Below are 21071 nucleotides of genomic sequence, written 5' to 3'. Positions count from 1 at the left end.
CTCAATTCGGCGAAGTGACTGCGATACTGCGCGCCCGCACACACTTCCACCGAACGGAAACGGCACGGAATTGTTTGACGCAGCTCACACGGCCGGTCGGTTCCGCGGTCGTTGATCTCCGCCATGCTGTCCTGCAGACAACCGCCACACGGAGGGGATACGCCATGGCCGACACCGTGCTCTACGAGGTGAGCGACGGGCTCGCGACGATCACGCTGAACCGCCCCGAGGCGATGAACGCGCTGAATGTCGAGACCAAGGTCGCCCTGCGGGACGCGGTGAGGTCCGCCGCGGACGACGACGCCGTGCGGGCGGTGCTGCTGACGGCCGCCGGTGAGCGGGCGTTCTGCGTCGGCCAGGACCTCAAGGAGCACATCGGGCTGCTGGCCGCGGACCGGGAGTCCGGCTCGGGGCAGACGATGAGCACGGTGCGGGAGCACTACAACCCGATCGTGCGGGCGCTGGCCGGCGCCGCGAAGCCGGTGGTCGCCGCGGTGAACGGCGTGGCGGCCGGGGCGGGCTTCGGCTTCGCCCTCGCGGCGGACTACCGGCTGGTGGCGGACACGGCCGCGTTCAACACGTCGTTCGCCGGTGTGGCGCTGACCGCCGACTCCGGCATCTCGTGGACGCTGCCCCGCGTCGTCGGTCCGGGCCGGGCCGCCGACCTGCTGCTGTTCCCGCGGAACATCGGCGCGCAGGAGGCGTACGAGCTGGGCATCGCCAACCGGATCGTGCCGGCCGCGGAGCTGCGGGCCGAGGCGGAGAAGGCGGCGCGGGCGCTGGCCGCCGGGCCGACGGTCGCCTACGCGGCGCTGAAGGAGGCCGTGGCGTACGGGCTGACGCACTCGCTGGAGGAGACGCTGGAGAAGGAGGAGGAACTCCAGTCGCGGGCGGGTTCCTCCGAGGACCACGCGATCGCGGTGCGGGCGTTCGTCGACAAGGAGAAGCCGCGGTACCTGGGCCGGTGAGCGCCGCCGGGACCCCGCGCCCTCACGCGCGGGGTCCGCGCGCCACGCACGTCTCCAGGTGGTCGTCCACCAGCCCGCACGCCTGCATCAGCGCGTACGCCGTCGTCGGGCCCACGAAGCGCAGGCCCCGTTTCTTCAGGGCCTTGGACAGGGCCGTCGACTCGGGGGTGACCGCCGGGACGTCCGCGAGGGTCTTCGGGACCGGGCGGCCGGGCTCGGGGGCGTGGGACCAGATCAGGTCGTCCAGGTCGCCCGGGGCCCAGTCGGCCAGCACGCGCGCGTTGGCGAGCGTGGCGTCGATCTTGGCGCGGTTGCGGATGATGCCGGTGTCGGCCAGGAGCCGTTCGCGGTCGTCGTCGGTGAAGGCGGCGACCTTGGCGATGTCGAAGCCGGCGAAGGCGGCGCGGAAGCCGGGGCGGCGGCGCAGGATGGTGATCCAGGACAGGCCGGACTGGAAGGCCTCCAGGCTGAGCCGCTCGTACAGCGCGTCGTCGCCGTGGACCGGGCGGCCCCACTCCTCGTCGTGGTAGGTCACGTAGTCCGGCGTGGACAGGGCCCAGGGGCAGCGCGGGGCGCCGTCGGGACCGGCGAGTGCCGTGCTCACTGCTCGTCCTCCGGGGCGGGCTTCTCCACGGCGGCGTGGTGGGCGGCGGCCCGGGCTCCGGCCAGCGCGGACTCCAGGTCGGCGATGCGGGCGTCCCGCTCGGCGAGCTCGGCGCCGAGGCGGCCGAGGGCGTCGTCCACGTCGGCCATGCGGTAGCCGCGCACGGCGAGCGGGAAGCGCAGGCGCTCCACGTCGGCACGGCCGAGCGGCCGGTCCGGCGGCAGGTGGTCCTGGAGCCGCTCGGGCGCGGCGTCGGGCAGCGGGGCGCGCTCGCCGCCGCCCACGACGGCGAGGGTCACCCCGGAGACCACGACGGCGAGCGCCACGATCAGGAACAAGAACATCACCATCGCTGGGGCCCCCACGTCGGATGGATCGGATGCGGATGTGTCAGGCTCCGATCGTGCCATGCGACTCTGACAGCTAGGGTCGCAGGCGGCCGTGGACGGGGACGCACAGGGAGAGGTCACAGGGGATGCTCAGGCTGGGCAGGCGCGCATTCGACCCGCACGAGCCGGTGATCATGGCCATCGTGAACCGGACCCCGGACTCCTTCTACGACCAGGGGGCCACCTTCCGCGACGAGCCGGCGCTCGCGCGCGTGGAGCAGGCGGTGGCCGAAGGCGCCGCGATCATCGACATCGGCGGGGTGAAGGCCGGGCCCGGCGAGGAGGTCACCGCCGAGGAGGAGGCGCGGCGCACGGTCGGCTTCGTGGCCGAGGTGCGGCGGCGTTTCCCGGACGTCGTGATCAGCGTGGACACCTGGCGGCACGAGGTCGGCGAGGCCGTGTGCGAGGCGGGCGCCGACCTGCTGAACGACGCGTGGGGCGGCGTCGACCCGAAGCTCGCGGAGGTCGCGGCGCGGTACCGGGTGGGCCTGGTGTGCACGCACGCGGGGGGCGCCGAACCGCGCACGCGCCCGCACCGGGTGACGTACGACGACGTGATGGCGGACATCCTGCGCGTGACGGTCGGGCTGGCCGAGCGGGCGGTGGCGCTGGGCGTGCCGCGGGAGTCGGTGCTGATCGACCCGGGGCACGACTTCGGGAAGAACACGCGGCACAGCCTGGAGGCGACGCGGCGGCTCGGCGAGATGGTGGAGACGGGCTGGCCGGTGCTGGTGTCGCTGTCGAACAAGGACTTCGTCGGGGAGACGCTGGACCGGCCGGTGAGGGAGCGGGTGCTGGGGACGCTGGCGACGACCGCGGTCTCCGCGTGGCTCGGGGCGCAGGTGTACCGGGTGCACGAGGTCGCCGAGACCCGGCAGGTGCTGGACATGGTGGCGTCGATCGCCGGCCACCGTCCCCCGGCGGTGGCCCGCCGGGGTCTGGCGTGACGTCCTAGCGGCCGGCTTCCTTCGAGACCAGGGCGACGGCCTCGTCCACGTCGTCCGTGACGTGGAACAGCATCAGGTCCTTCTCGGCGGCCTTGCCCTGGGCGATCACGGTGCCCCTGAGCCAGTCGACCAGGCCGCCCCAGTACTCGGTGCCGAACAGGACGATCGGGAAGCGGGTGACCTTCTGCGTCTGGACCAGGGTCAGGGCCTCGAAGAGTTCGTCGAGCGTGCCGAGGCCGCCGGGCAGGACGACGAAGCCCTGCGCGTACTTGACGAACATCATCTTCCGGACGAAGAAGTAACGGAAGTTGAGGCCGATGTCGACGTAGGGGTTGAGTCCCTGCTCGAAGGGCAGCTCGATGCCGAGGCCGACCGAGATGCCGCTCGCGTCGCAGGCGCCCTTGTTGGCGGCCTCCATGGCGCCCGGCCCGCCGCCGGTGATGACGGCGAAGCCCGCCTCCACCAGGCCCCGGCCGAGCCGCACGCCCGCCTCGTAATCCGGCGATCCTGCCGGGGTGCGGGCGGAGCCGAACACGCTGATCGCGGGCGGGAGTTCGGCGAGGGTGCCGAAGCCCTCGATGAACTCCGACTGGATGCGCAGCACGCGCCAGGGGTCGGTGTGCACCCAGTCCGACGGGCCGCCCGCGTCCAGCAGCCGCTGGTCGGTGGTGCTGGCCTGTACCTGGTCCCGCCTGCGGAGGACCGGCCCCAGGCGCTGCTCCTCGGGCGGCCGCCTCTTCCCCTCGGGGTTTCCGGTAGCCATGTGTGCTCCCTCCGTCGGCGTGTCGTTCGGCCTCAGCGTAGATCCACAGGGGTTACGTCAGGGGGACCTCCGCATGTCCGCGGGTGAAGCGCCGTAAACACGGCCCGGCCCGCGGCGGCCCGGGGTGTCACGCGGTGAGCCAGGCCCGCAGCCGCTCCTCGCCCGCCAGGATCTTCGCGGTGTCCACCCGTTCGTCCCGCTTGTGGGCCAGGTGCGGATTGCCGGGGCCGTAGTTCACCGCGGGCACACCGAGCGAGGAGAACCGGGACACGTCGGTCCAGCCGTACTTGGGCTGCGGGGTGCCGCCGACCGCCTTGATGAAGGCCGCCGCGGCGGGGTGGGACAGGCCGGGCAGCGCGGCGCCGCTGTGGTCGTCCACGACGAACTCCTCGACGCCGCAGTCCGCGAACACCTCGCGGACGTGGGCCAGCGCCTCGTCCTCCGTGCGGTCGGGCGCGTACCGGAAGTTGACGGTCACGACGCACTCGTCCGGGATGACGTTGCCCGCGACGCCGCCCGTGATGCCGACCGCGTTCAGGCCCTCGCGGTACTCCAGGCCGTCGATCACGGGGTGGCGCGGCTCGTAGGCGGCCAGCCTGGCCAGGATGGGCGCCGCCGCGTGGATGGCGTTGGAGCCCATCCAGCCGCGCGCCGAGTGCGCCCGCTCGCCCTTGGTCTTCAGCAGCACCCGCAGGGTGCCCTGGCAGCCGCCCTCGACCTGCCCGTCGGACGGCTCCAGCAGCACCGCGAAGTCGCCCTCGAGCCACTCCGGGTGGGCCTCGGCGACGTGCTTGAGGCCGTTGAGGTCGGCGGCGACCTCCTCGTTGTCGTAGAAGACGAACGTCAGGTCGCGGTTGGGGGCCGGGACCGTCGCCGCGATGCGCAGCTGGACCGCGACGCCCGCCTTCATGTCGCAGGTGCCGCAGCCCCAGAGCACGCCGTCCTCGTCCAGGCGCGAGGGGACGTTGCCGGCGATCGGCACGGTGTCGATGTGCCCGGCGAGGACGACCCGCTCCGGCCGCCCCAGGTTCGTGCGGGCCACCACGTTGTTGCCGTACCGGTCGACCGTCAGGTGCCCCAGGGCGCGCAGGGCGGTCTCGATCGCGTCCGCGAGGGGCTTCTCGGTGCCGCTCTCGGAGGGGAAGTCGACGAGCCGGGCGGTGAGCCTCGCGGCGTCCAGGGTGAGGTCAAGCGGGGTGTCGGCCATGCCGTCGACCCTAACGCCCCGGCCTCCGTGGCACTGTCCACACCCGGCTCCGGGCCGGCCCCGGCCTCAAGTACCTTGTACGCGTGTCAGAGCCGCCCCCCTCCTCCAAGCGCCGCGGCCGCCTCCTCCGGTTCGGGGCGGCCCTCGTGGTCCTGCTCGCGGTCGCCGGCTACCTCGCCGTGCAGTACGTCACCGGAAGCAGGGGTGGGCCCGGCTGCGAGGTCGTCTCCGCCAAGGGCGACGGGGCGACCTACGAGTTCTCGCCGGAGCAGGCGGTGAACGCGGCGACGATCACTGCTGTCGGCACCGCGCGGGGCCTGCCGGAGCGGGCCGTGACGATCGCGCTCGCGACCGCGCTCCAGGAGTCCGCCCTGCGCAACATCGATTACGGCGACCGGGACTCCCTCGGCCTGTTCCAGCAGCGGCCCTCGCAGGGCTGGGGCACCCCGGCGGAGATCATGGACCCGACGTACGCGTCGGCGAAGTTCTACGACCACCTGGTCGAGGTGCCCGGCTACACGCGGCTGCCGCTGACGGTCGCCGCGCAGCGCGTGCAGCGCAGCGGTTTCCCGCAGGCGTACGCCAAGCACGAGCCGGACGCCACGCTGCTGGCCGCCGCCCTCACCGGACGCTCGGCGGCCACACTGACCTGCGAGGGACGGCCGGGCGCCACCCGCGTGTCGGGCCCGGAGGCGGTGCGCGCGGCGCTGGTGCGCGACTTCGGGCGGGACGCGCTCCAGCCGGCGGGCGCCGAGGTGGGCGCCGCCGGGCCGGCGTCCACGCCGACGGCCTCCCCGGAGCAGGAGGGCGGCGCCGGTGGGCGCACGGTGGTGCTGCCGGTGACCGCCGAGCCGGGCTCGTCCGGGGAGCGGAACCGGGGGCGGCGCGGCTGGCAGCTGGCGCACTGGGCGGTGGCCAACGCCTCGGCGCTGCACATCCAGAAGGTGACGTACGCGGGCCGGGAGTGGACCGCGGGGCACACGGACAGCCAGTGGCGTCCGGTCGGCGGCGCGGGAGCCGCGGGCGCGGAGAAGGGCGCCGGCGCGGTCCGCATCGTGACCGCGCAGTAGTACGGGCCGTCACTCGCGAGGGTCACTCGCCCTGCCGCCAAAAGCGTTGCTGCGCAGGCTTTCGTCCGTCACCCCGAGCCGTCGGAAAGCCTTGGTAATCAAGGGCTGTAAGGATTCGGCACACTTTCACACCGGGCGGCATTTGCCCGTTTTCCTCCGCAGGCGATTATGCGACGCATTACCAACTCTTTACGTTGGTGCGCCGCAACCTTCGCGCGATTCGAGCGGTAGTCACTGGGTCCGAGCCCGGACGATCAACAACGAGTCGGTCAACTCCCGGGCCCGGTTCGACACTTCACCGTTCTCTCCCGTCGAAGGAGCATCATGTCCCTCCCCCTGACCCGCCGGATCGCCCGTGCCGCGCTGCTCGTCGCTGCAGGAGCGGCCGCCGGGGTCGGTGCGGCCGGCTCCGCCAGCGCGGCGCCCGAACTGCCGGCCACCCCCAACCTCGGCGGGCTCACCGCCCTGGACGGGGCGAACGCCGGCAAGACCCTCGACGGCGCGGCGCAGAACGTCACCAAGGCCGCGGGCAAGACCGGCGGCAAGACGGTCGAGAAGGCGGTGCCCGCCGTGGGCAAGACCGGTGGCAAGGCCGTCAAGCAGGCCACGCCCGCCGCGCAGCAGGCGGCCGGTGACATGGCCGGCTCCACCGGGGGCGTCGTCGGCGAGGCCGCCGGCAGCGTGACGAAGGGCGGCCTGCCGACCCAGCAGCTGCCCACCAAGGGACTGCCGCTCGGCTGACCCTCCCCCGCCGGGCACGTAACAGCGGCGGGGCCCAGGATTCCGTTCCTGGGCCCCGCCGCTTTCCGTGTGCGCGTACGCGCGCCTACGCGGAGGTCAGCCGCTGCGCCGCCGCCCGGATGCGCTCGTCCGTCGCCGTCAGGGCCACGCGGACGAACCGCTCGCCCGCCGGGCCGTAGAAGTCGCCCGGCGCCACGAGGATGCCGAGCTCCGCCAGGTGCGCCACCGTGTCCCAGCAGGACTCGTCCCGCGTGGCCCACAGGTAGAGGCTGGCCTCGCTGTGCTCGATGCGGAAGCCGTGCTTCAGCAGCGCCTCGCGCAGCACCTCGCGGCGGGCCGCGTAGCGCTCGCGCTGCTCACGCACGTGCGCGTCGTCACCCAGGGCCGCGACGGTCGCCGCCTGCGTCGGCGCCGACGTCATCATGCCGCCGTGCTTGCGGATCTCCAGCAGCGGGCCGAGGACCTCCGGGTCACCGGCGAGGAAGGCGGCGCGGTAGCCGGCCAGGTTGGACCGCTTGGACAGGGAGTGCACCGCGACGATGCCGTCGTAGGAGCCGCCGTTGACGTCCGGGTGCAGGACCGAGACCGGGTCGGCCTCCCAGCCCAGCTCCAGGTAGCACTCGTCGGAGAAGAGCAGCACGCCGTGCTCGCGGGCCCAGGCCACGATCCGGGTCAGCTCGTCCTTGGCCAGGACCCTGCCCGTCGGGTTGGACGGGGAGTTCAGCCACAGCAGCCGCAGCCCGGCCGGGTCCAGCTCGGTCGGGTCGTCGTACGCCTCGTGGTCGGCGCGCGCCAGCCGGGCACCCACCTCGTACGTCGGGTACGCCAGGCGCGGGTACGCCACCCGGTCGCCGGGGCCGAGGCCCAGCTGGGTCGGCAGCCAGGCCACGAGCTCCTTGGAGCCCACGACGGGCAGCACGTGCCGGTGCGTGACGTCCCGGGCGCCCAGCCGGCGCTCCACCCAGCCGGTGATCGCGTCGCGCAGCTCCGGCGTGCCCCACACCGTCGGGTAGCCCGGGGAGTCCGCCGCGTCCGTCAGCGCCTTCTGGATCAGCTCGGGCACCGGGTCGACCGGGGTGCCGACGGACAGGTCGACGAGGCCGTCCGGGTGCGCGGCGGCCGTCTGCTTGTACGGCGCCAGCCTGTCCCAGGGGAAGTCCGGAAGGCGGTCGCGCAGTGACCCCTCGGCGGGGCTGCGGCGGGCGACGGGCGGGCGGTCGGACACTGCGGACACGTTCTCTGGCTCGCTTTCGTGCTGTGCGGCGCGGCTCGGACCGCAAACGCCTCGGTCCCGTACGGCCGTCGCGGTGAAAAAGGCCGTACGGGACCGAGGCGGCGCGCTGTTCGGGCCGCCTGCGGGGATTACTCGGCGCCCTCGCCGGCCTGCGGCGGCAGCGCGGCGATGAACGGGTGGTCGCGCTCGATCAGCCCCAGCTTGCTGGCACCACCGGGCGAGCCCAGCTCGTCGAAGAACTCGACGTTCGCCTTGTAGTAGTCCTTCCACTCCTCCGGAGTGTCGTCCTCGTAGAAGATGGCCTCCACCGGGCACACCGGCTCACAGGCCCCACAGTCGACGCATTCGTCCGGGTGGATGTACAAGGACCGCTGGCCCTCGTAGATGCAGTCGACCGGGCACTCCTCGATGCACGCCTTGTCCTTGACGTCGACACAAGGCTGCGCGATGACGTAGGTCACGCTGTCGTTCCTCCTCGATAGGGCGCTGGCGGGCCTCCTCAGGCTCCGCCGCCTGGCGCGCGGGAGCGCGGCGTCGTCGATGCCCGCCCCTAGTATCTCCGTTCCTGGGCATGATCCGAACAGGAGGGGTGAACTGACCTGTGGAAATCTCTGCCGCCGGGCGCCTTGAGGTCCTTATCACCGCTGCTGACGTGGGCAAACGGGTCTCCGTGAGGTGCTTGAGGGAACCTGGGGCCACGCCGGAGAAGTTCACCGACACGGTCGGTGTTCTCACATCATGGACCGACGGTGTGCTGCTCATCACACGCAAGTCCGGCGAGAGCGTCCGCATCCCGTACACCGCGCTCGTGGCGGGCAAGGTGGTCCCGTCCGCCCCGGCCCGCCGCCGGGGGCCCGCCGCGTCGTACGAGGAGCTGGCCCGGATCTCGGCGCGGGCCTGGCGGCCGGTGGAGAGCGAGCGGCTGGGCGACTGGGAGCTGCGGGCGGCGCGGGGGTTCACCCGGCGCGCCAACTCGGTGCTGCCGCTCGGCGACCCCGGCAGGCCGCTCGACGAGGCGCTGAGCACCGTGCGCCGCTGGTACGGCGAGCGCGGACTGCCCGCCTACGTCCAGACCGCGACCGGCGCCGAGGGCACGCAGGAGCCGCTGTGCGCGGAGCTGGAGCGGCGCGGCTGGGTGCGGGAGGTGACGGCGGAGCTGTGGACCGGGGCGCTCGCGCCCGTGGCCGACCGGGGCGAGGCCGAGGGAGTGCGGCTGGCGCGGGAGGCGGACGAGGCGTGGCTGGCGCGCTACCAGCGCAAAGGCGTGAGCGAGGTGGCCCTGAGGGTGCTGGGGTCCGCCGGGCCGGGCGGGGCCGGGAGCGGACCCTCGGTGTGGTTCGCGACCGTGCCGGGCGCCGCCGGGAGCGAGGCGCCCGCGGCCGTCGGGCGGTGCGTGGTGGACGGCCGGTGGGCCGGGTTCGCAGCCGTCGAGGTCGATCCGGCGCTGCGGCGGCGCGGGCTGGCCACGGCCGTGATGACGGCGCTGGCCCGGCAGGCCCTGGACGAGGGCGCGTCGGCCGCCTGGCTCCAGGTCGAGCGGGACAACACGGCGGCGCGCGAGCTGTACACGCGCCTGGGCTTCGCTCCGCACCACGCCTACCACCACTACCGCGCGCCGGAAACCGGTGCCGACGGCCGGTACGAAGCACCGTGAGAGGGCACCAGCCTGCTATGCGTCCTCCCTTCCCGCCGCCCCCGGAACGGTCCGCCGAACTGCGTGACCGGTTCGCCGCCGAGGCCCGCTCCGAGCGCCCCGACCTGTCGCTGCTGTGCCTGCTGATCGGCGCGTCGGGGGACGCCACGCTGGACGACACGGGCATCGACGCCGCGCAGATCGAGCTGGACCGGCTGGCCGGGCTGCTGCCGTACCGGCCGGGCGGGCCGCGCGCCTGGGCGGGGGCGCTGCGGGACCTGCTCGGCGAGCGGTGCGGGTTCCACGGCACGCCGGGCGACTACCGGCGCCTGGAGTCGTCGTTGCTGCACGACGTGCTCCAGCGGCGGCGCGGGCTGCCGATCCTGCTGTCGGTGGTGTGGCTGGAGGTGGCCAGGCGGGCGGGGGCGCCGGTGTACGGGGTCGCGCTGCCGGGGCACTTCGTCGTCGGGTTCGGGCCTGCGGAGGATCAGGTGCTCGCGGACCCGTTCGACGGCGGGCGGGTGCTGACCGGGCCGGACGCCGAGCTGCTGGTCGTGGGGTCGACGGGGACGCCGCTTGATCCGTCGATGCTGGAACCGGCGCGGCCGCTGGAGGTCGTGCTGCGGATCCTGAACAACATCCGCGCGTGGGCCGCCGCGCGGCCGGAGCGCTCCGACGTGTCGCTGTGGGCGCTGGAGCTGTCGCTGCTGCTGCCCGCGCACCCGGCCCGGCTGCGCTACGAGCGGGCGCTGCTGCTGGTGCAGCGGGGCGAGTTCCTCGCGGGCGCCGCGGAGCTGGACGCCTACGCGGATCTGGTGGCGGCGGTGGACGAGGGCGCCGCCGAGAAGGTGCGCGGGGAGGCGCGGGTGGCCCGCGCCAAGCTGAACTGAGGCGCGCGCCGCCGTCCGGACCCGCGCCGTCCGGACCCGCCGCCCAGCGGGCCGCGCGGCGGCGGTGCACCCGAGTAGGCCGCACACGGCGGCACCGCATCCCTTCGCCGGCCGCGCGCCGACAAGGCCTCCGGGCCCTCCGCCCCACGGCAGCGGACCCGGCACGGCCGCACCCCGTGCAGGGCACAAGGGCACAGATACACAGAGCACAGGGCACCCGACGGTTGCCGGGTGCCCTGGGCGATCGGTGCGTCAGTTGGGGTTGGTCTCGATGACGGCGACGCGGTCGGTCCTGCTCGTCAGTACCTGGCGGAGGGCGACGTAGACGTCCTGCGGCGTGACCGGCGTCTTCTCGCCGTTGCCCCGGGTGATGCGCACGTCGTCGAACGCCTGGCCGTAGAGGTTCTTCAGGGCGGCCAGGTCGGGCTTGTCGACCAGCTTGCCGTTGACGGCCTCGACCCTGAGGAACTTCCACAGGGACTTCTGCGGGCTCATCGGGACCGAGTGCGCCGCGTCGGTCTGCACGGTCACGTTGGCCGACATCGCCGGTTCGGCGAACTCCTTCATCATCCGGTCGACCTCGGCCTTGGAGACCTTGGGCTGCTGGATGCTCGTCGGCACGTTCACCGGCGAGAAGGCGCCGGTCTCGACCTGGCCGCGGTAGGCCTGCTCCACCACACCGGCGGCCCTGGCGACGTGGATGCCCTTGCCCGCCTTGGGATACACGGGCACGGCCCGGCCCGACTCGAACCTGATCGTGCCCTCGGTCACGGAACCGGACCCGCCGGCCGCGTCCTGCAGGGCGGCGTGCAGCTTCTCCTCGTCGACCGGCATGACCGGCTCGACGACCCGGTGGTTGCCGAACAGGGAGCCGATCACGGAGACCGGGTTGTAGTCGCTCTTGGCCGCCTCGGCGACCGTGGCCTGCATGTCGAACTGGAGCCCGGCCTGGTCCGGCGTGAGCTCCACGGTCCTGCCGCTCACCGTCAGCTTCAGCGGCTTGGCCACCCGGTCCTCGAAGGCCGCGTCGAGCTTCTCCACGGCGTCGTCCCGGGTGCCGCCGCCGATGTCGACGCCGAGCACGGTGGTGCCCTTGGGCACGTCCGAGTGGTTCATCAGCAGGCCGGCGCCGTAGGCGACACCGGCGAGGAAGACCACGCCGCCGCACAGCAGCACGAGCTTGTTGCGGCCCTTCTTCGGCGGCTTCGCCGAGCTCGCCGACGGCGGCGGGACCGGGTCGGGCAGCTTCGGGGGCGTGTGCCGCAGCGGACCGTCGGAGGGCACGTCCGATCCGTAGGGCGCGTTGCGGTCGGTCGGGACGACCGGGATGCCGCTGGTCAGGGTGTGTCCGGAGACGTTGTCACCGGGGTGACCGTAGCCGTGGCCGTCCGGTTCGGGGGCCGGCTTCTGCGGGGTGAGGATCGCGGTGTCGTCGCTGAGCCCGCCACCGGGGCCGTGACCGGAGCCGGGCGCCGCGCCGGGACCCGCGGGGCCGCCGGGGCCGCCGATCAGACCGGGGCCACCGAGGCCGCCCGGACCCGTGCCGAGCGGCGGCGTCAGCGCGCTGCCGCCGGTGACCGGGCCGCCGGTGGGTCCGGCAGGACCGGGGTCGGTGAAGTCGTGGGGCCCGCCGTGGACCGGCCGGCCGTTCTGGTCGACGCGGGGCTGCCGGCCGGTCTGCTCGCCGTGCCCGCCGTCCGCGAAGTACGGCAGGCCGTCGCGGCCTGCGTCGGCGTCCGGGCCCGGACGGGGGCCACCGCCGAGCGGGCCCGCGGCCAGCGCCTCGGTCACGTCGAAGGAGCCGGTGCCGCCGCCGTGTCCGGGCGCCACGGGTCCGCCGGTCGCACCCGACCTCCCGGCGCCGTTCGCCCCGCCGGGCCGGGCGCCGCCCGGCGCGTTCATGGAGCCGGCCGCGCCACCGGGCCGTGCCGCACCCGCGCCGGACGCACCGGAACCGGCCGCCGCCGGACCCGGACCGGCCGGGGCGGCCGAACCGCCGGGCCGGCCCGCGCCGTTGGCGGCGCCTGCGCCCTGACCACCCTTGGGGGACACGGACTTGCGGGGCGCGAACCAGTCGCTGGTCTTCTCCTCGGCCTGCGGGCCGGGCGCGGCGGGAGGCGCCGCGGAAGCGGCCGGACCGGAGGCGGGGGCGGGCGCGGACTCGGCGTCCTGGTCGGCCCTGCCGCCGTCGGAGTCCCCGACGGGCTTGCGCACGACGACCGGCGGAATCGGCCGGGACCCGGGGATGTTGATCCGGACCCGGGTCGTCAGCTGGGTCTCGGTCTTGCGCTCTTCCGGCTGCGTGGCCGAACGGCCCGCCTCCGCACCGCCGTCGGCCCCCGTCGGGGTGCCGTACGGCGGGGTGCCCGAGGGGTATGCGGCTCCGCCGCGCCCGTTGGGCCCGGTGGACGGACTGTCAGTTTCACGACTCAAGGCAGGTTCTCCCGGTTGGCTCCGCCGCCCGTCACGTCACCTCACGCTGGGGGGCTCCCCCTGCCCGAGCGGACTCGGGAGCTCGGGGGAAGCTCGGCGGCGCGCACCACCATACTGGCCACTTCTGGCCCGTATCCCATGACCGCTGGGGAAACCCACACCGGATGCCCACGCGCGTGTCACGGCGAAGTGGTACGTCACTTCCCAAGTCGGGCGGGAGCCCCGTCGGGTTGCCGCACGGGCGCGAGCGTGGCACACATCACAGCGACGGCCATGCCGCCGAGCAGGAAGAGATACGCACCGCTGCCCGCGCCGAACATGAAGTCGCCCTCGGGGCGGCTGGCCGTGAGCAGGATGACGGTGAGCATCCAGCCGCCGGCGGGGGCGGCGGCCCCGCCCCGGCTGCCGAGGGCGCGCGCGGCACCCAGGCAGAGCCCGGCCTCGGCGGCCAGCGCGAGCAGCAGCCCGCCCGGGAACCACGCGGGCTGCACCAGCGCCCCGGCCACGGCGACGACGCCGCCCAGCAGGAAGAGGAGGAGGTAGGCGAAGGCCCGTCCGGCGGCCGGCGGGCGCAGCGGCCGGGCCATCGCCGGAGTGCGGTCGCTCATGCCGCCGCCTCCCCGGTGCCGGCGAACAGGTCGGTCTCCCGCAGCCCGGCGGCGCGCTCGCCCCGCACCAGTTCGTAGTACTCGGTGGTGAACAGCGGCTGGGCGAGTCCGTTGGAGAGCGCGAAGTAGGGCTCGGCCACCTCGATCTGGGTGGCGTGGGCGCGCATCGCGGCGGCCGTGGCGGCGGCGTGGGCGGTGCCGTCGATCTCGGCGGTGATCAGGTCGTCGCCGACGACGCCCGGGACGTCGTCGAGGGCGCCGGCCTTGCCCCCGGGCAGGCCGGGCAGGTCGTCGCCGAGCCGGGCGAAGGCGGCCTCTCCGACGGTGCGGGGCACGCGGTTCCAGTAGATCTTGGCGATGGGCGTGCCGGCGTCCTCGGCGAGTTCCGCGGCGCGCATGGCGACGCGGTGGGCCTGGATGTGGTCGGGGTGGCCGTAGCCGCCGTCCGGGTCGTAGGTGACGAGAACCTGGGGGCGCACCTCGCGGATCACCTCCAGGAGATGGGCGGCGGCCTCGTCGACGTCCGCCTGCCAGAAGCAGTCGGGGTCGTCGTTGTCGGGCAGGCCCATCATCCCGGAGTCGCGGTAGCGGCCGGGGCCGCCGAGCTGGCGGAAGTCCCGCACGCCGAGGGCGCGCATCGCCTCGGTGAGCTCGCGGTGCCGGTGCTCGCCGAGGGCGGGGCCGGTCAGGTGCGCGAGCTCGGGCGGGATGACCTCACCGCGCTCGCCGAGGGTGCAGGTGACCAGGGTCACATGGGCACCCTCGGCCGCGTACCTGGCCATGGTCGCGCCGTTGTTGATCGACTCGTCGTCCGGGTGCGCGTGCACCAGCAGCAGACGCCGGGCTGGCAGTTGCGTCATGGGTCCCACCCTACGAGGCGGGGGTCCCGGTCAGAACTTGATGCTGCCGATCATGCTCGCCACGCTCGTCGTCAGGTCGCTGATGGTCGGCGCCACGGTCGAGGAGGCGAGATAGAAGCCGAGCAGCATGCAGACGACCGCGTGACCTCCCTTCAGTCCTGACTTCTTGATCAGCAAGAAGACGATGATCGCCAGCAGCACCACCGCCGAAATCGAGAGTGCCACGGCGGCTCACCTCCAAGGACCCAGGGGACGCGGGGGATTGATATGTGGGACAAGCAGGTTCTTACCCACTGTGCGCCACTGATCATAACTATCCGTACGTGTGCATCGATCGGCGCACGGCAACACAAGGGGGCGCATGGCCAATATGGTCGGGGCATGACGACCGAGGCTGACTCCTTCCCCAGGCGGCACGCGCGCACCCAGCGGTTCACGCTCGGCGCGCCGCGTTCGTTCACCGTGGCGCCCGACGGTGAACGTGTCGTGTTCCTGCGCTCCGGTTCCGGTACGGACAGGGCGAGTTCGCTGTGGGTGCTCGACGTCCTGGACGGCGCCGAGCGCGTCGCGGCCGACCCGCGGGCACTGCTGGGCGGCGCCTCGGAGAACCTCTCGCCCGAGGAGCGGGCCCGGCGCGAGCGCAGCCGTGAGGGCGGTGCCGGCATCGTCGGCTACGCCACCGACGCGGCCGTGGAGTTGGCGTCCTTCGCCTTGTCAGGGCGGCTTTTCACGGCGGAGCTGCGCGTCGGCACGGCTCGTGAACTGCGCGTTCCCGGACCGGTGATCGACCCGCGCCCTTCCCCCGACGGACGGCACGTCGCGTATGCCGCGCGGGGCGCGCTTCGGGTGGTGGAGGCCGAGGGCGGGGCGGACCGGGCGCTGGCGGAGCCGGACGGTGACGGTGTCACGTACGGTCTCGCGGAGTTCGTCGCGGCCGAGGAGATGGGGCGTTCGCGGGGTTTCTGGTGGTCGCCGGAGTCCGACCGGCTGCTCGTGGCGCGCGTGGACGACACTCCGGTACGGCGCTGGTGGATCTCCGACCCGGCTCATCCGGAACGTGAGCCACAACACGTCCCGTACCCGGCGGCCGGCACCGCCAACGCGGACGTACGGCTGTTCCTGATCGGCCTGGACGGAGCGCGCACGGAGGTCTCCTGGGACCGGGCGCGCTACCCGTATCTGGCGCGTGTGCACTGGTCAGCGGCGGGTGCGCCACTGCTCCTCGTGCAGGCTCGCGACCAGCGCAGCCAGCTGTTCCTGGCCGTGGACACCGAGTCCGGGACGACCCGGATGGTGCACGCGGACGAAGATCCAACTTGGCTGGAACTTTTCGCCGGGGTGCCGTGCTGGAGCCCTTCCGGACAGCTCGTGCGGATCGCCGACGAGGGTGGCGCACGCGTGCTCGCGGTGGGTGAACGGCCGCTGACCGGACCACAGTTGCACGTCCGCGCGGTGCTGGACGTCACCGCCGACGACGTGCTGGTCCAGGCGTCGGCGGGCGAGGAGGCGGCCGAGCCGGAAACCGGTGAGGTGCACGTGTACCGGGTGAACGAGCTGGGCGTGGAGCGCCTGTCGCAGGAGCCGGGCGTGCACGCGGCGGTGCGCTCCGGGGACGTGACCGTGCTGGTGTCGGCGGCGCCGGACCGGCCGGGTGCGCGGGTCCGGGTGCTGCGGTACGGCAAGCAGGCAGCGGACATCGCCTCGTACGCGGAGGACCCCGGGATGTCGCCGCGCCTGCTGCTCACTCAGGGGGGCGCACGGCGTATCCCATGCGCCCTGCTTATGCCTCGGGACTACGACGGTGACACCCCCCTGCCGGTTCTGATGGATCCCTACGGTGGTCCGCACGGTCCGCGGGTGGTCGCCGCGCACAACGCGCACCTGACCTCGCAGTGGTTCGCCGACCAGGGCTTCGCGGTGGTCGTCGCCGACGGGCGCGGCACCCCGGGCCGCTCCCCCGCCTGGGAGAAGGCCGTCCACGGCGACTTCACCGTCTCCCTCGACGACCAGGTGGAGGCCCTGCACGCGCTCGCCGGGAGCCACCCGCTCGACCTGTCCCGGGTGGCGATCCGCGGCTGGTCCTACGGCGGCTGGCTGGCCGCGCTGGCGGTGCTGCGCCGCCCGGACGTCTTCCACGCGGGCATCGCGGGCGCGCCGGTCACGGACTGGCGGCTGTACGACACGCACTACACGGAGCGGTACCTGGGCGACCCGGCGGCGGACCCGGAGACGTACGCGAAAAGCTCCCTGGTGACCGACGAGGGGCTGTCCTCCCCCGCCGAGCCGCACCGGCCGCTGATGATCGTGCACGGCCTCGCCGACGACAACGTGGTCGTCGCGCACGCGCTGCGGCTGTCCTCGGCCCTGCTGGCCGCCGGCCGCCCGCACGAGGTGCTGCCGCTGTCCGGCGTGACGCACATGACCCCGCAGGAACAGGTCGCGGAGAACCTGCTGCTGCTTCAGGTGGACTTCCTGAAGCGGTCGCTGGGGATGGCGTAGGGCGTCGGCGGGCCCGTCGGGGCACCGGCGCGACCCGGCGCCGACGGGGTGGTGCCGCGTCCACCCGTGCCGCTCCGGCGGCACGCCGGCCCGCGCTCGGGCCGCACCCCGCGATCGCGCCGCCGGCCGACCCGCCGCGCACGGCAACGGGCCGGGGCGACATGGCGCGCCCCGGCCCGTTTACGGCACCCGCACGGCCGTACGCTGTTCAGCGTGCCGCGTCCGTATATCGGGACCGGGTCGGCCAAGTTGCCTGTGTGTTAACGACGTTCGTGCCTGTATGTGCGGTTATGCGCCCGTCGGCTCCGGGGGCACCACCCGCTTCTCCTCCGCGAAGTGGCAGGCCGAGTCGTGGGCCGCGGGTCCGCCCGCGCGCCGGAACTCCTCGGGGACCGCGAGCGCCGGCACCTCCACCGCGCAGCGCTCCCGCGCCTTCCAGCAGCGGGTGCGGAACCGGCAGCCGGACGGGATGTTCGTCGGGGAGGGGACGTCGCCGAAGAGGATGATCCGTTCCCGGTGCTCGCGGGCCTCCGGATCGGGCACGGGCACGGCCGACAGCAGCGCCTGGGTGTAGGGGTGGGTCGGGTGGTCGTAGATCTCGGCGTCCCGGCCGGTCTCCACGATGCGCCCGAGGTACATCACGCCGACCCGGTCCGAGATGTGCCGGACGATCGACAGGTCGTGCGCGATGAAGATGTAGGACAGGTCGAACTCGTCCTGCAGACGCTCCATCAGGTTGATGACCTGGGCCTGCACGGACACGTCCAGGGCGGAGACCGGCTCGTCGGCGACGATCACCTCGGGCCGCAGCGCCAGCCCCCGCGCGATGCCGATGCGCTGGCGCTGGCCGCCGGAGAACTGGTGGGGGTAGCGGTTGATGTACTCCGGGTTCAGACCGACGACGTCCAGCAGCTCCTGGACGCGCTTGCGGCGGTCGCCCTTCGGGGCCACCTCGGGGTGGATGTCGAAGGGCTCCCCGATGATGTCGCCCACGGTCATGCGGGGGTTGAGCGAGGTGTACGGGTCCTGGAACACCATCTGGATGTTGCGGCGGACCGCTTTCAGGGCGCGCCCGGACAGCCGGGTGATGTCCTCGCCCTTGTACCGGATCGAACCGGCCGTCGGCCGCTCCAGGTTGACCAGCATCTTCGCGACCGTCGACTTGCCGCAGCCGGACTCGCCCACGATGCCGAGGGTCTCGCCCCGGGCGAGCGCGAAGTCGACGCCGTCGACGGCCTTCACCGCGCCGACCTGCTTCTTGAACAGGATGCCCCGGGTGAGCGGGTAGTGCTTGACGAGCCCGCTCACCTCGAGGATCGGCTCAGCCATGCAGGCACTCCCTCCAGAAGTGGCAGGCGCTCCCGCGGTCGGCGTCCGAGTCGGTCACCTCGTACAGCGGCGGCACGTCGGTGCGGCACACCTCGCGGGCCATCGGGCAGCGCGGGTGGAAGGCGCAGCCGGGCGGGATGCGGGTGAGGTTGGGCGGCAGGCCCTTGATGGCGTAGAGCTCCTGGCCCTTCTGGTCCAGGCGCGGGATGGAGTCCAGCAGGCCGCGCGTGTACGGGTGGGCCGGCGCCTTGTAGATGTCGTGGACGGGCGCGGACTCCACGATGCGGCCCGCGTACATCACGGCGATCCGGTCGGCGACGTCGGCGACCACGCCGAGGTCGTGGGTGATGAGGACGAGGCCCATGCGGTACTCGCGCTGGAGCTCCGCGAGCAGGTCCATGACCTGGGCCTGGACGGTGACGTCGAGGGCGGTGGTGGGCTCGTCGGCGATGATGAGGGCCGGTTCCAGGGCCAGCGCCATGGCGATCATGATGCGCTGGCGCATGCCGCCGGAGAACTGGTGCGGGTACTGCCCCACGCGCTCCCTGGCGGCCGGGATGCGGACGCGGTCCATCAGCTCGACGGCCTTGGCGCGGGCGTCCTTCTTCGACATGCCGCGGTGCACGACGAACATCTCGCCGAGCTGGTCGCCCACGGAGAGCACGGGGTTGAGCGAGGACAGCGCGTCCTGGAAGATCATCGCCATCTCGGCGCCCCGGATCCTGCGGCGTTCGTCCTCCTTCAGCCTCAGCACGTCGCGGCCCTGGAAGAGGATCTCGCCCGCGGTGATCCGGCCGGGCGGCATGTCGAGGATGCCCATGATCGCCTGCGCGGTGACGGACTTGCCGGAGCCGGACTCGCCGAGCACGGCCAGCGTCTCGCCCGCTTCGACGCCGTAGGTGACGCCGTTGACGGCCTTGGCGACGCCGTCCCGGGTGTGGAACTCCACGTGCAGGTCGCGCACTTCGAGCAGCACGGCGGCTCACCTCAGCTTCGGGTCGAGGGCGTCGCGCACCGCGTCGCCGAGCATGATGAACGCGAGGACGGTGACCGCCAGCGCCCCGGAGGGCCACAACAGGGCGTGCGGGGCGTTGCGGATGTAGGGGGACGCGGCGGAGATGTCGATGCCCCAGGACACCGTGGGCGGTTTCAGCCCGACGCCGAGGTACGACAGGGTGGCCTCCAGGGCGATGTAGGTGCCGAGCGCGATGGTCGCCACCACGATCACCGGCGCGACGGCGTTGGGCGTGATGTGCCGCAGCAGCAGCCGGGAGTGGGAGGCGCCGAGGGCGCGGGCGGCCTGGACGTAGTCGTTCTGCTTGGCGGTGATGACGGCGCCGCGGGCGATGCGGGAGATCTGCGGCCAGCCGAGCAGCACCATGAACCCGATGACGGGCCAGGCGGTGTTGCTGGTGACGACGGAGAGCAGGACCAGGCCGCCGAGGACGACCGGAATCGCGAAGAACACGTCCGTGATGCGGGACAGGATCGCGTCCCACACCCCGCCGAAGAACCCGGCGAGGCCGCCGAGGACGCTGCCGAGGACGGCGACGCCGAGCGTGGCCAGGACGCCGACCGTGACGGACGTGCGGGCGCCGTAGACGGTGCGCGTGTAGACGTCGCAGCCCTGGCCGTCGTAGCCGAAGGGGTGGCCCGGCCGGGAGCCCTCCTGGGCCTTGGCCAGCTCGCACTTGAGGGGGTTGCCCGAGGCGATCAGGGACGGCCACAGGGAGATGACCACGAGGAAGACGATGAGCAGGCCGGAGACGATGAACACCGGGTTGCGGCGCAGGTCGCGCCAGGCGTCGGACCACAGGCTGCGCGGCTTGCCCTCGGGGCCGCCGGGCGGCCGTCCGCCGGGGGCGGCCGGTGACTGCCGTTCCAGGGTCTCCGCCTCGCTCGCGGCGAGGTCCATGGCGCCGCCCATGCCCGTCCCGGCGATGGCGCGCTCCGGTTCGTAGGGCTCAGGCATAGCGGATCCTCGGGTCGAGTACGGCGTACAGGAGGTCGACGAGGAGGTTGGCGACCAGGAAGACGAGGACGAGGACGGTCACGAAGCCGACGACGGTCTGGGTGTTCTGGCGCAGGATGCCCTGGTAGAGCTGGTAGCCGACGCCGTGGATGTTGAAGATCCGCTCGGTGACGATCGCGCCGCCCATCAGGGCGCCGACGTCGGTGCCGATGAAGGTGACGACGGGGATGAGCGAGTTGCACAGCAGGTGCCGGGTGACGACGCGGCGGCGCGGCAGGCCCTTGGCGACGGCGGTGCGGACGTAGTCGGAGCGGCGGTTCTCCGCGATGGACGTGCGGGTCAGCCGGGTCACGTACGCCAGCGACACGGAGGCCAGGACCAGGCCGGGGACGATCAGCTCGCCGACGGTGGCCTCCGGGGACACCGAGGGTTTGATCCACCCCCATTGGACGCCGAGGAGCAGTTGGAGCAGCAGGCCGGTGACGAAGGTGGGCACGGAGATGACGACGAGGGTCAGGACGAGGACGCCCGTGTCGACCGGCCGGCCGCGGCGCAGGCCGGTGACGACGCCGAGGGTGATGCCGATGACGATTTCGAGGACGACGGCGACGAGGGTCAGGCGGATGGTGACGGGGAACGCCGTCGACATCAGCTCGGTGACCTTCTGGCCGTTGAACGCGGTGCCGAAGTCGCCGGTGAAGACGTTCCCCATGTAGGTCAGGTATTGCTGCCAGACGGGCTTGTCGAGGCCGAACTCCCTCCTGAGCTGGGCGGCGGTGGCCGGGTCGCACTCGCGGTCGCCGCACAGGCCGGCGACGGGGTCGCCCATGACGTTGACCATCAGGAAGATCAGCAGGGTGGCGCCCACGAACACCGGGATCATCTGGAGCAGGCGCCGGACGACGTACCGTCCCATGGCGCCGC

The 21071-nt window shown here is 73.2% G+C and carries 21 protein-coding genes; 7 read left to right on the top strand and 14 right to left on the bottom strand.

Translation table 11 applies throughout. From position 1 onward, the window contains the following. Positions 1-164 precede the first annotated feature (164 nt). Positions 165-968 (top strand): enoyl-CoA hydratase/isomerase family protein, encoded by an 804-nt coding sequence (locus QC282_RS07495; protein WP_279548424.1) that lies wholly within the window; start codon positions 165-167, stop codon positions 966-968. A 22-nt stretch (positions 969-990) separates the two neighbouring features. Here the strand turns inward: QC282_RS07495 and QC282_RS07490 are convergent, their stop codons facing one another. Both QC282_RS07490 and QC282_RS07485 read right to left on the bottom strand, forming a co-directional pair. Continuing rightward, positions 991-1572: a DNA-3-methyladenine glycosylase I gene (locus QC282_RS07490; protein WP_279548423.1), complete on the bottom strand. Its 582-nt coding sequence runs from the start codon at positions 1570-1572 to the stop codon at positions 991-993. After that, positions 1569-1922, bottom strand: a complete 354-nt coding sequence (locus QC282_RS07485; RefSeq protein ID WP_279548422.1) for a DivIVA domain-containing protein — start codon at positions 1920-1922, stop codon at positions 1569-1571. Before QC282_RS07485 ends, QC282_RS07490 begins: the two co-directional genes overlap by 4 nt. 125 nt (positions 1923-2047) lie before the next feature. Between QC282_RS07485 and folP the strand changes: the two genes are divergently transcribed. Next, the gene (folP, locus tag QC282_RS07480; protein ID WP_279548421.1) at positions 2048-2908 is read left to right on the top strand and encodes a dihydropteroate synthase; all 861 of its coding nucleotides are present in this window, start codon (positions 2048-2050) and stop codon (positions 2906-2908) included. A 4-nt stretch (positions 2909-2912) separates the two neighbouring features. Here the strand turns inward: folP and QC282_RS07475 are convergent, their stop codons facing one another. Beyond that, positions 2913-3671: a TIGR00730 family Rossman fold protein gene (locus QC282_RS07475; RefSeq protein ID WP_279548420.1), complete on the bottom strand. Its 759-nt coding sequence runs from the start codon at positions 3669-3671 to the stop codon at positions 2913-2915. 127 nt (positions 3672-3798) lie between these two features. After that, positions 3799-4878: a succinyl-diaminopimelate desuccinylase gene (dapE, locus tag QC282_RS07470; protein ID WP_279548419.1), complete on the bottom strand. Its 1080-nt coding sequence runs from the start codon at positions 4876-4878 to the stop codon at positions 3799-3801. A gap of 83 nt (positions 4879-4961) precedes the next feature. Here dapE and QC282_RS07465 point away from each other — a divergent pair, with 83 nt between their 5' ends. Further along, complete coding sequence (locus QC282_RS07465) at positions 4962-5948, top strand: heavy metal transporter (RefSeq protein ID WP_279548418.1); 987 nt, start codon at positions 4962-4964, stop codon at positions 5946-5948. A gap of 324 nt (positions 5949-6272) precedes the next feature. After that, a complete protein-coding gene (locus tag QC282_RS07460) occupies positions 6273-6689 on the top strand; it encodes an ATP-binding protein (protein ID WP_279548417.1) in 417 nt (138 codons plus the stop codon). 85 nt (positions 6690-6774) lie between these two features. On the opposite strand, the gene QC282_RS07455 is transcribed toward QC282_RS07460, so the two are convergent. After that, the gene (locus QC282_RS07455; RefSeq protein WP_279548443.1) at positions 6775-7914 is read right to left on the bottom strand and encodes a bifunctional succinyldiaminopimelate transaminase/glutamate-prephenate aminotransferase; all 1140 of its coding nucleotides are present in this window, start codon (positions 7912-7914) and stop codon (positions 6775-6777) included. A 137-nt stretch (positions 7915-8051) separates the two neighbouring features. Next, complete coding sequence (gene fdxA / locus QC282_RS07450) at positions 8052-8384, bottom strand: ferredoxin (RefSeq protein ID WP_279548416.1); 333 nt, start codon at positions 8382-8384, stop codon at positions 8052-8054. Positions 8385-8524: 140 nt separating this feature from the next. Between fdxA and QC282_RS07445 the strand changes: the two genes are divergently transcribed. Next, the gene (locus tag QC282_RS07445; RefSeq protein WP_279548415.1) at positions 8525-9577 is read left to right on the top strand and encodes a GNAT family N-acetyltransferase; all 1053 of its coding nucleotides are present in this window, start codon (positions 8525-8527) and stop codon (positions 9575-9577) included. 17 nt (positions 9578-9594) lie between these two features. Next, positions 9595-10446, top strand: a complete 852-nt coding sequence (locus QC282_RS07440; protein WP_279548414.1) for a transglutaminase-like domain-containing protein — start codon at positions 9595-9597, stop codon at positions 10444-10446. 252 nt (positions 10447-10698) lie between these two features. On the opposite strand, the gene QC282_RS07435 is transcribed toward QC282_RS07440, so the two are convergent. The 4 genes from QC282_RS07435 to QC282_RS07420 form a co-directional block, all read right to left on the bottom strand. After that, positions 10699-12879, bottom strand: a complete 2181-nt coding sequence (locus tag QC282_RS07435; protein ID WP_279548413.1) for a hypothetical protein — start codon at positions 12877-12879, stop codon at positions 10699-10701. Positions 12880-13076: 197 nt separating this feature from the next. After that, positions 13077-13487: a DUF6113 family protein gene (locus QC282_RS07430; protein ID WP_279548412.1), complete on the bottom strand. Its 411-nt coding sequence runs from the start codon at positions 13485-13487 to the stop codon at positions 13077-13079. Beyond that, positions 13484-14347, bottom strand: coding sequence for an N-acetyl-1-D-myo-inositol-2-amino-2-deoxy-alpha-D-glucopyranoside deacetylase (gene mshB, locus QC282_RS07425; RefSeq protein ID WP_279548411.1), 864 nt, complete (start codon positions 14345-14347; stop codon positions 13484-13486). Before mshB ends, QC282_RS07430 begins: the two co-directional genes overlap by 4 nt. A gap of 30 nt (positions 14348-14377) precedes the next feature. Further along, complete coding sequence (locus QC282_RS07420; RefSeq protein ID WP_279548410.1) at positions 14378-14572, bottom strand: hypothetical protein; 195 nt, start codon at positions 14570-14572, stop codon at positions 14378-14380. 156 nt (positions 14573-14728) lie between these two features. Here QC282_RS07420 and QC282_RS07415 point away from each other — a divergent pair, with 156 nt between their 5' ends. Further along, entirely contained in the window at positions 14729-16846 is a 2118-nt protein-coding gene (locus QC282_RS07415; protein ID WP_279548409.1) for a prolyl oligopeptidase family serine peptidase, read from the top strand. A 288-nt stretch (positions 16847-17134) separates the two neighbouring features. On the opposite strand, the gene QC282_RS07410 is transcribed toward QC282_RS07415, so the two are convergent. Genes QC282_RS07410 through QC282_RS07395 form a run of 4 tightly spaced genes read right to left on the bottom strand, consistent with a single transcriptional unit; the run spans position 17135 to position 21063 of the window. Further along, positions 17135-18175, bottom strand: coding sequence for a dipeptide ABC transporter ATP-binding protein (locus QC282_RS07410; RefSeq protein ID WP_279548408.1), 1041 nt, complete (start codon positions 18173-18175; stop codon positions 17135-17137). Continuing rightward, the gene (locus QC282_RS07405; RefSeq protein WP_279548407.1) at positions 18168-19151 is read right to left on the bottom strand and encodes an ABC transporter ATP-binding protein; all 984 of its coding nucleotides are present in this window, start codon (positions 19149-19151) and stop codon (positions 18168-18170) included. Before QC282_RS07405 ends, QC282_RS07410 begins: the two co-directional genes overlap by 8 nt. A gap of 6 nt (positions 19152-19157) precedes the next feature. Next, entirely contained in the window at positions 19158-20147 is a 990-nt protein-coding gene (locus QC282_RS07400; RefSeq protein WP_279548406.1) for an ABC transporter permease, read from the bottom strand. After that, positions 20140-21063 (bottom strand): ABC transporter permease, encoded by a 924-nt coding sequence (locus QC282_RS07395; protein WP_279548405.1) that lies wholly within the window; start codon positions 21061-21063, stop codon positions 20140-20142. Before QC282_RS07395 ends, QC282_RS07400 begins: the two co-directional genes overlap by 8 nt. Positions 21064-21071 lie beyond the last annotated feature (8 nt).

Source organism: Streptomyces sp. DH24 (genome assembly GCF_029813775.1).
Classification (GTDB): Bacteria; Actinomycetota; Actinomycetes; order Streptomycetales; family Streptomycetaceae; genus Streptomyces.
This window is presented reverse-complemented; position numbering and strand designations above follow the sequence as displayed.

Coding starts and splice junctions, on each gene's coding strand:
- QC282_RS07460 (WP_279548417.1), top strand. CDS start 6,273: ATGTCCCTCCCCCTGACCCGCCGGATCGCCCGTGCCGCGCTGCTCGTC.
- folP (WP_279548421.1), top strand. CDS start 2,048: ATGCTCAGGCTGGGCAGGCGCGCATTCGACCCGCACGAGCCGGTGATC.
- QC282_RS07495 (WP_279548424.1), top strand. CDS start 165: ATGGCCGACACCGTGCTCTACGAGGTGAGCGACGGGCTCGCGACGATC.
- QC282_RS07395 (WP_279548405.1), bottom strand. CDS start 21,063: ATGGGACGGTACGTCGTCCGGCGCCTGCTCCAGATGATCCCGGTGTTC.
- dapE (WP_279548419.1), bottom strand. CDS start 4,878: ATGGCCGACACCCCGCTTGACCTCACCCTGGACGCCGCGAGGCTCACC.
- QC282_RS07415 (WP_279548409.1), top strand. CDS start 14,729: ATGACGACCGAGGCTGACTCCTTCCCCAGGCGGCACGCGCGCACCCAG.
- QC282_RS07430 (WP_279548412.1), bottom strand. CDS start 13,487: ATGAGCGACCGCACTCCGGCGATGGCCCGGCCGCTGCGCCCGCCGGCC.
- QC282_RS07475 (WP_279548420.1), bottom strand. CDS start 3,671: ATGGCTACCGGAAACCCCGAGGGGAAGAGGCGGCCGCCCGAGGAGCAG.
- QC282_RS07440 (WP_279548414.1), top strand. CDS start 9,595: ATGCGTCCTCCCTTCCCGCCGCCCCCGGAACGGTCCGCCGAACTGCGT.
- QC282_RS07485 (WP_279548422.1), bottom strand. CDS start 1,922: ATGGTGATGTTCTTGTTCCTGATCGTGGCGCTCGCCGTCGTGGTCTCC.
- mshB (WP_279548411.1), bottom strand. CDS start 14,347: ATGACGCAACTGCCAGCCCGGCGTCTGCTGCTGGTGCACGCGCACCCG.
- QC282_RS07410 (WP_279548408.1), bottom strand. CDS start 18,175: ATGGCTGAGCCGATCCTCGAGGTGAGCGGGCTCGTCAAGCACTACCCG.
- QC282_RS07400 (WP_279548406.1), bottom strand. CDS start 20,147: ATGCCTGAGCCCTACGAACCGGAGCGCGCCATCGCCGGGACGGGCATG.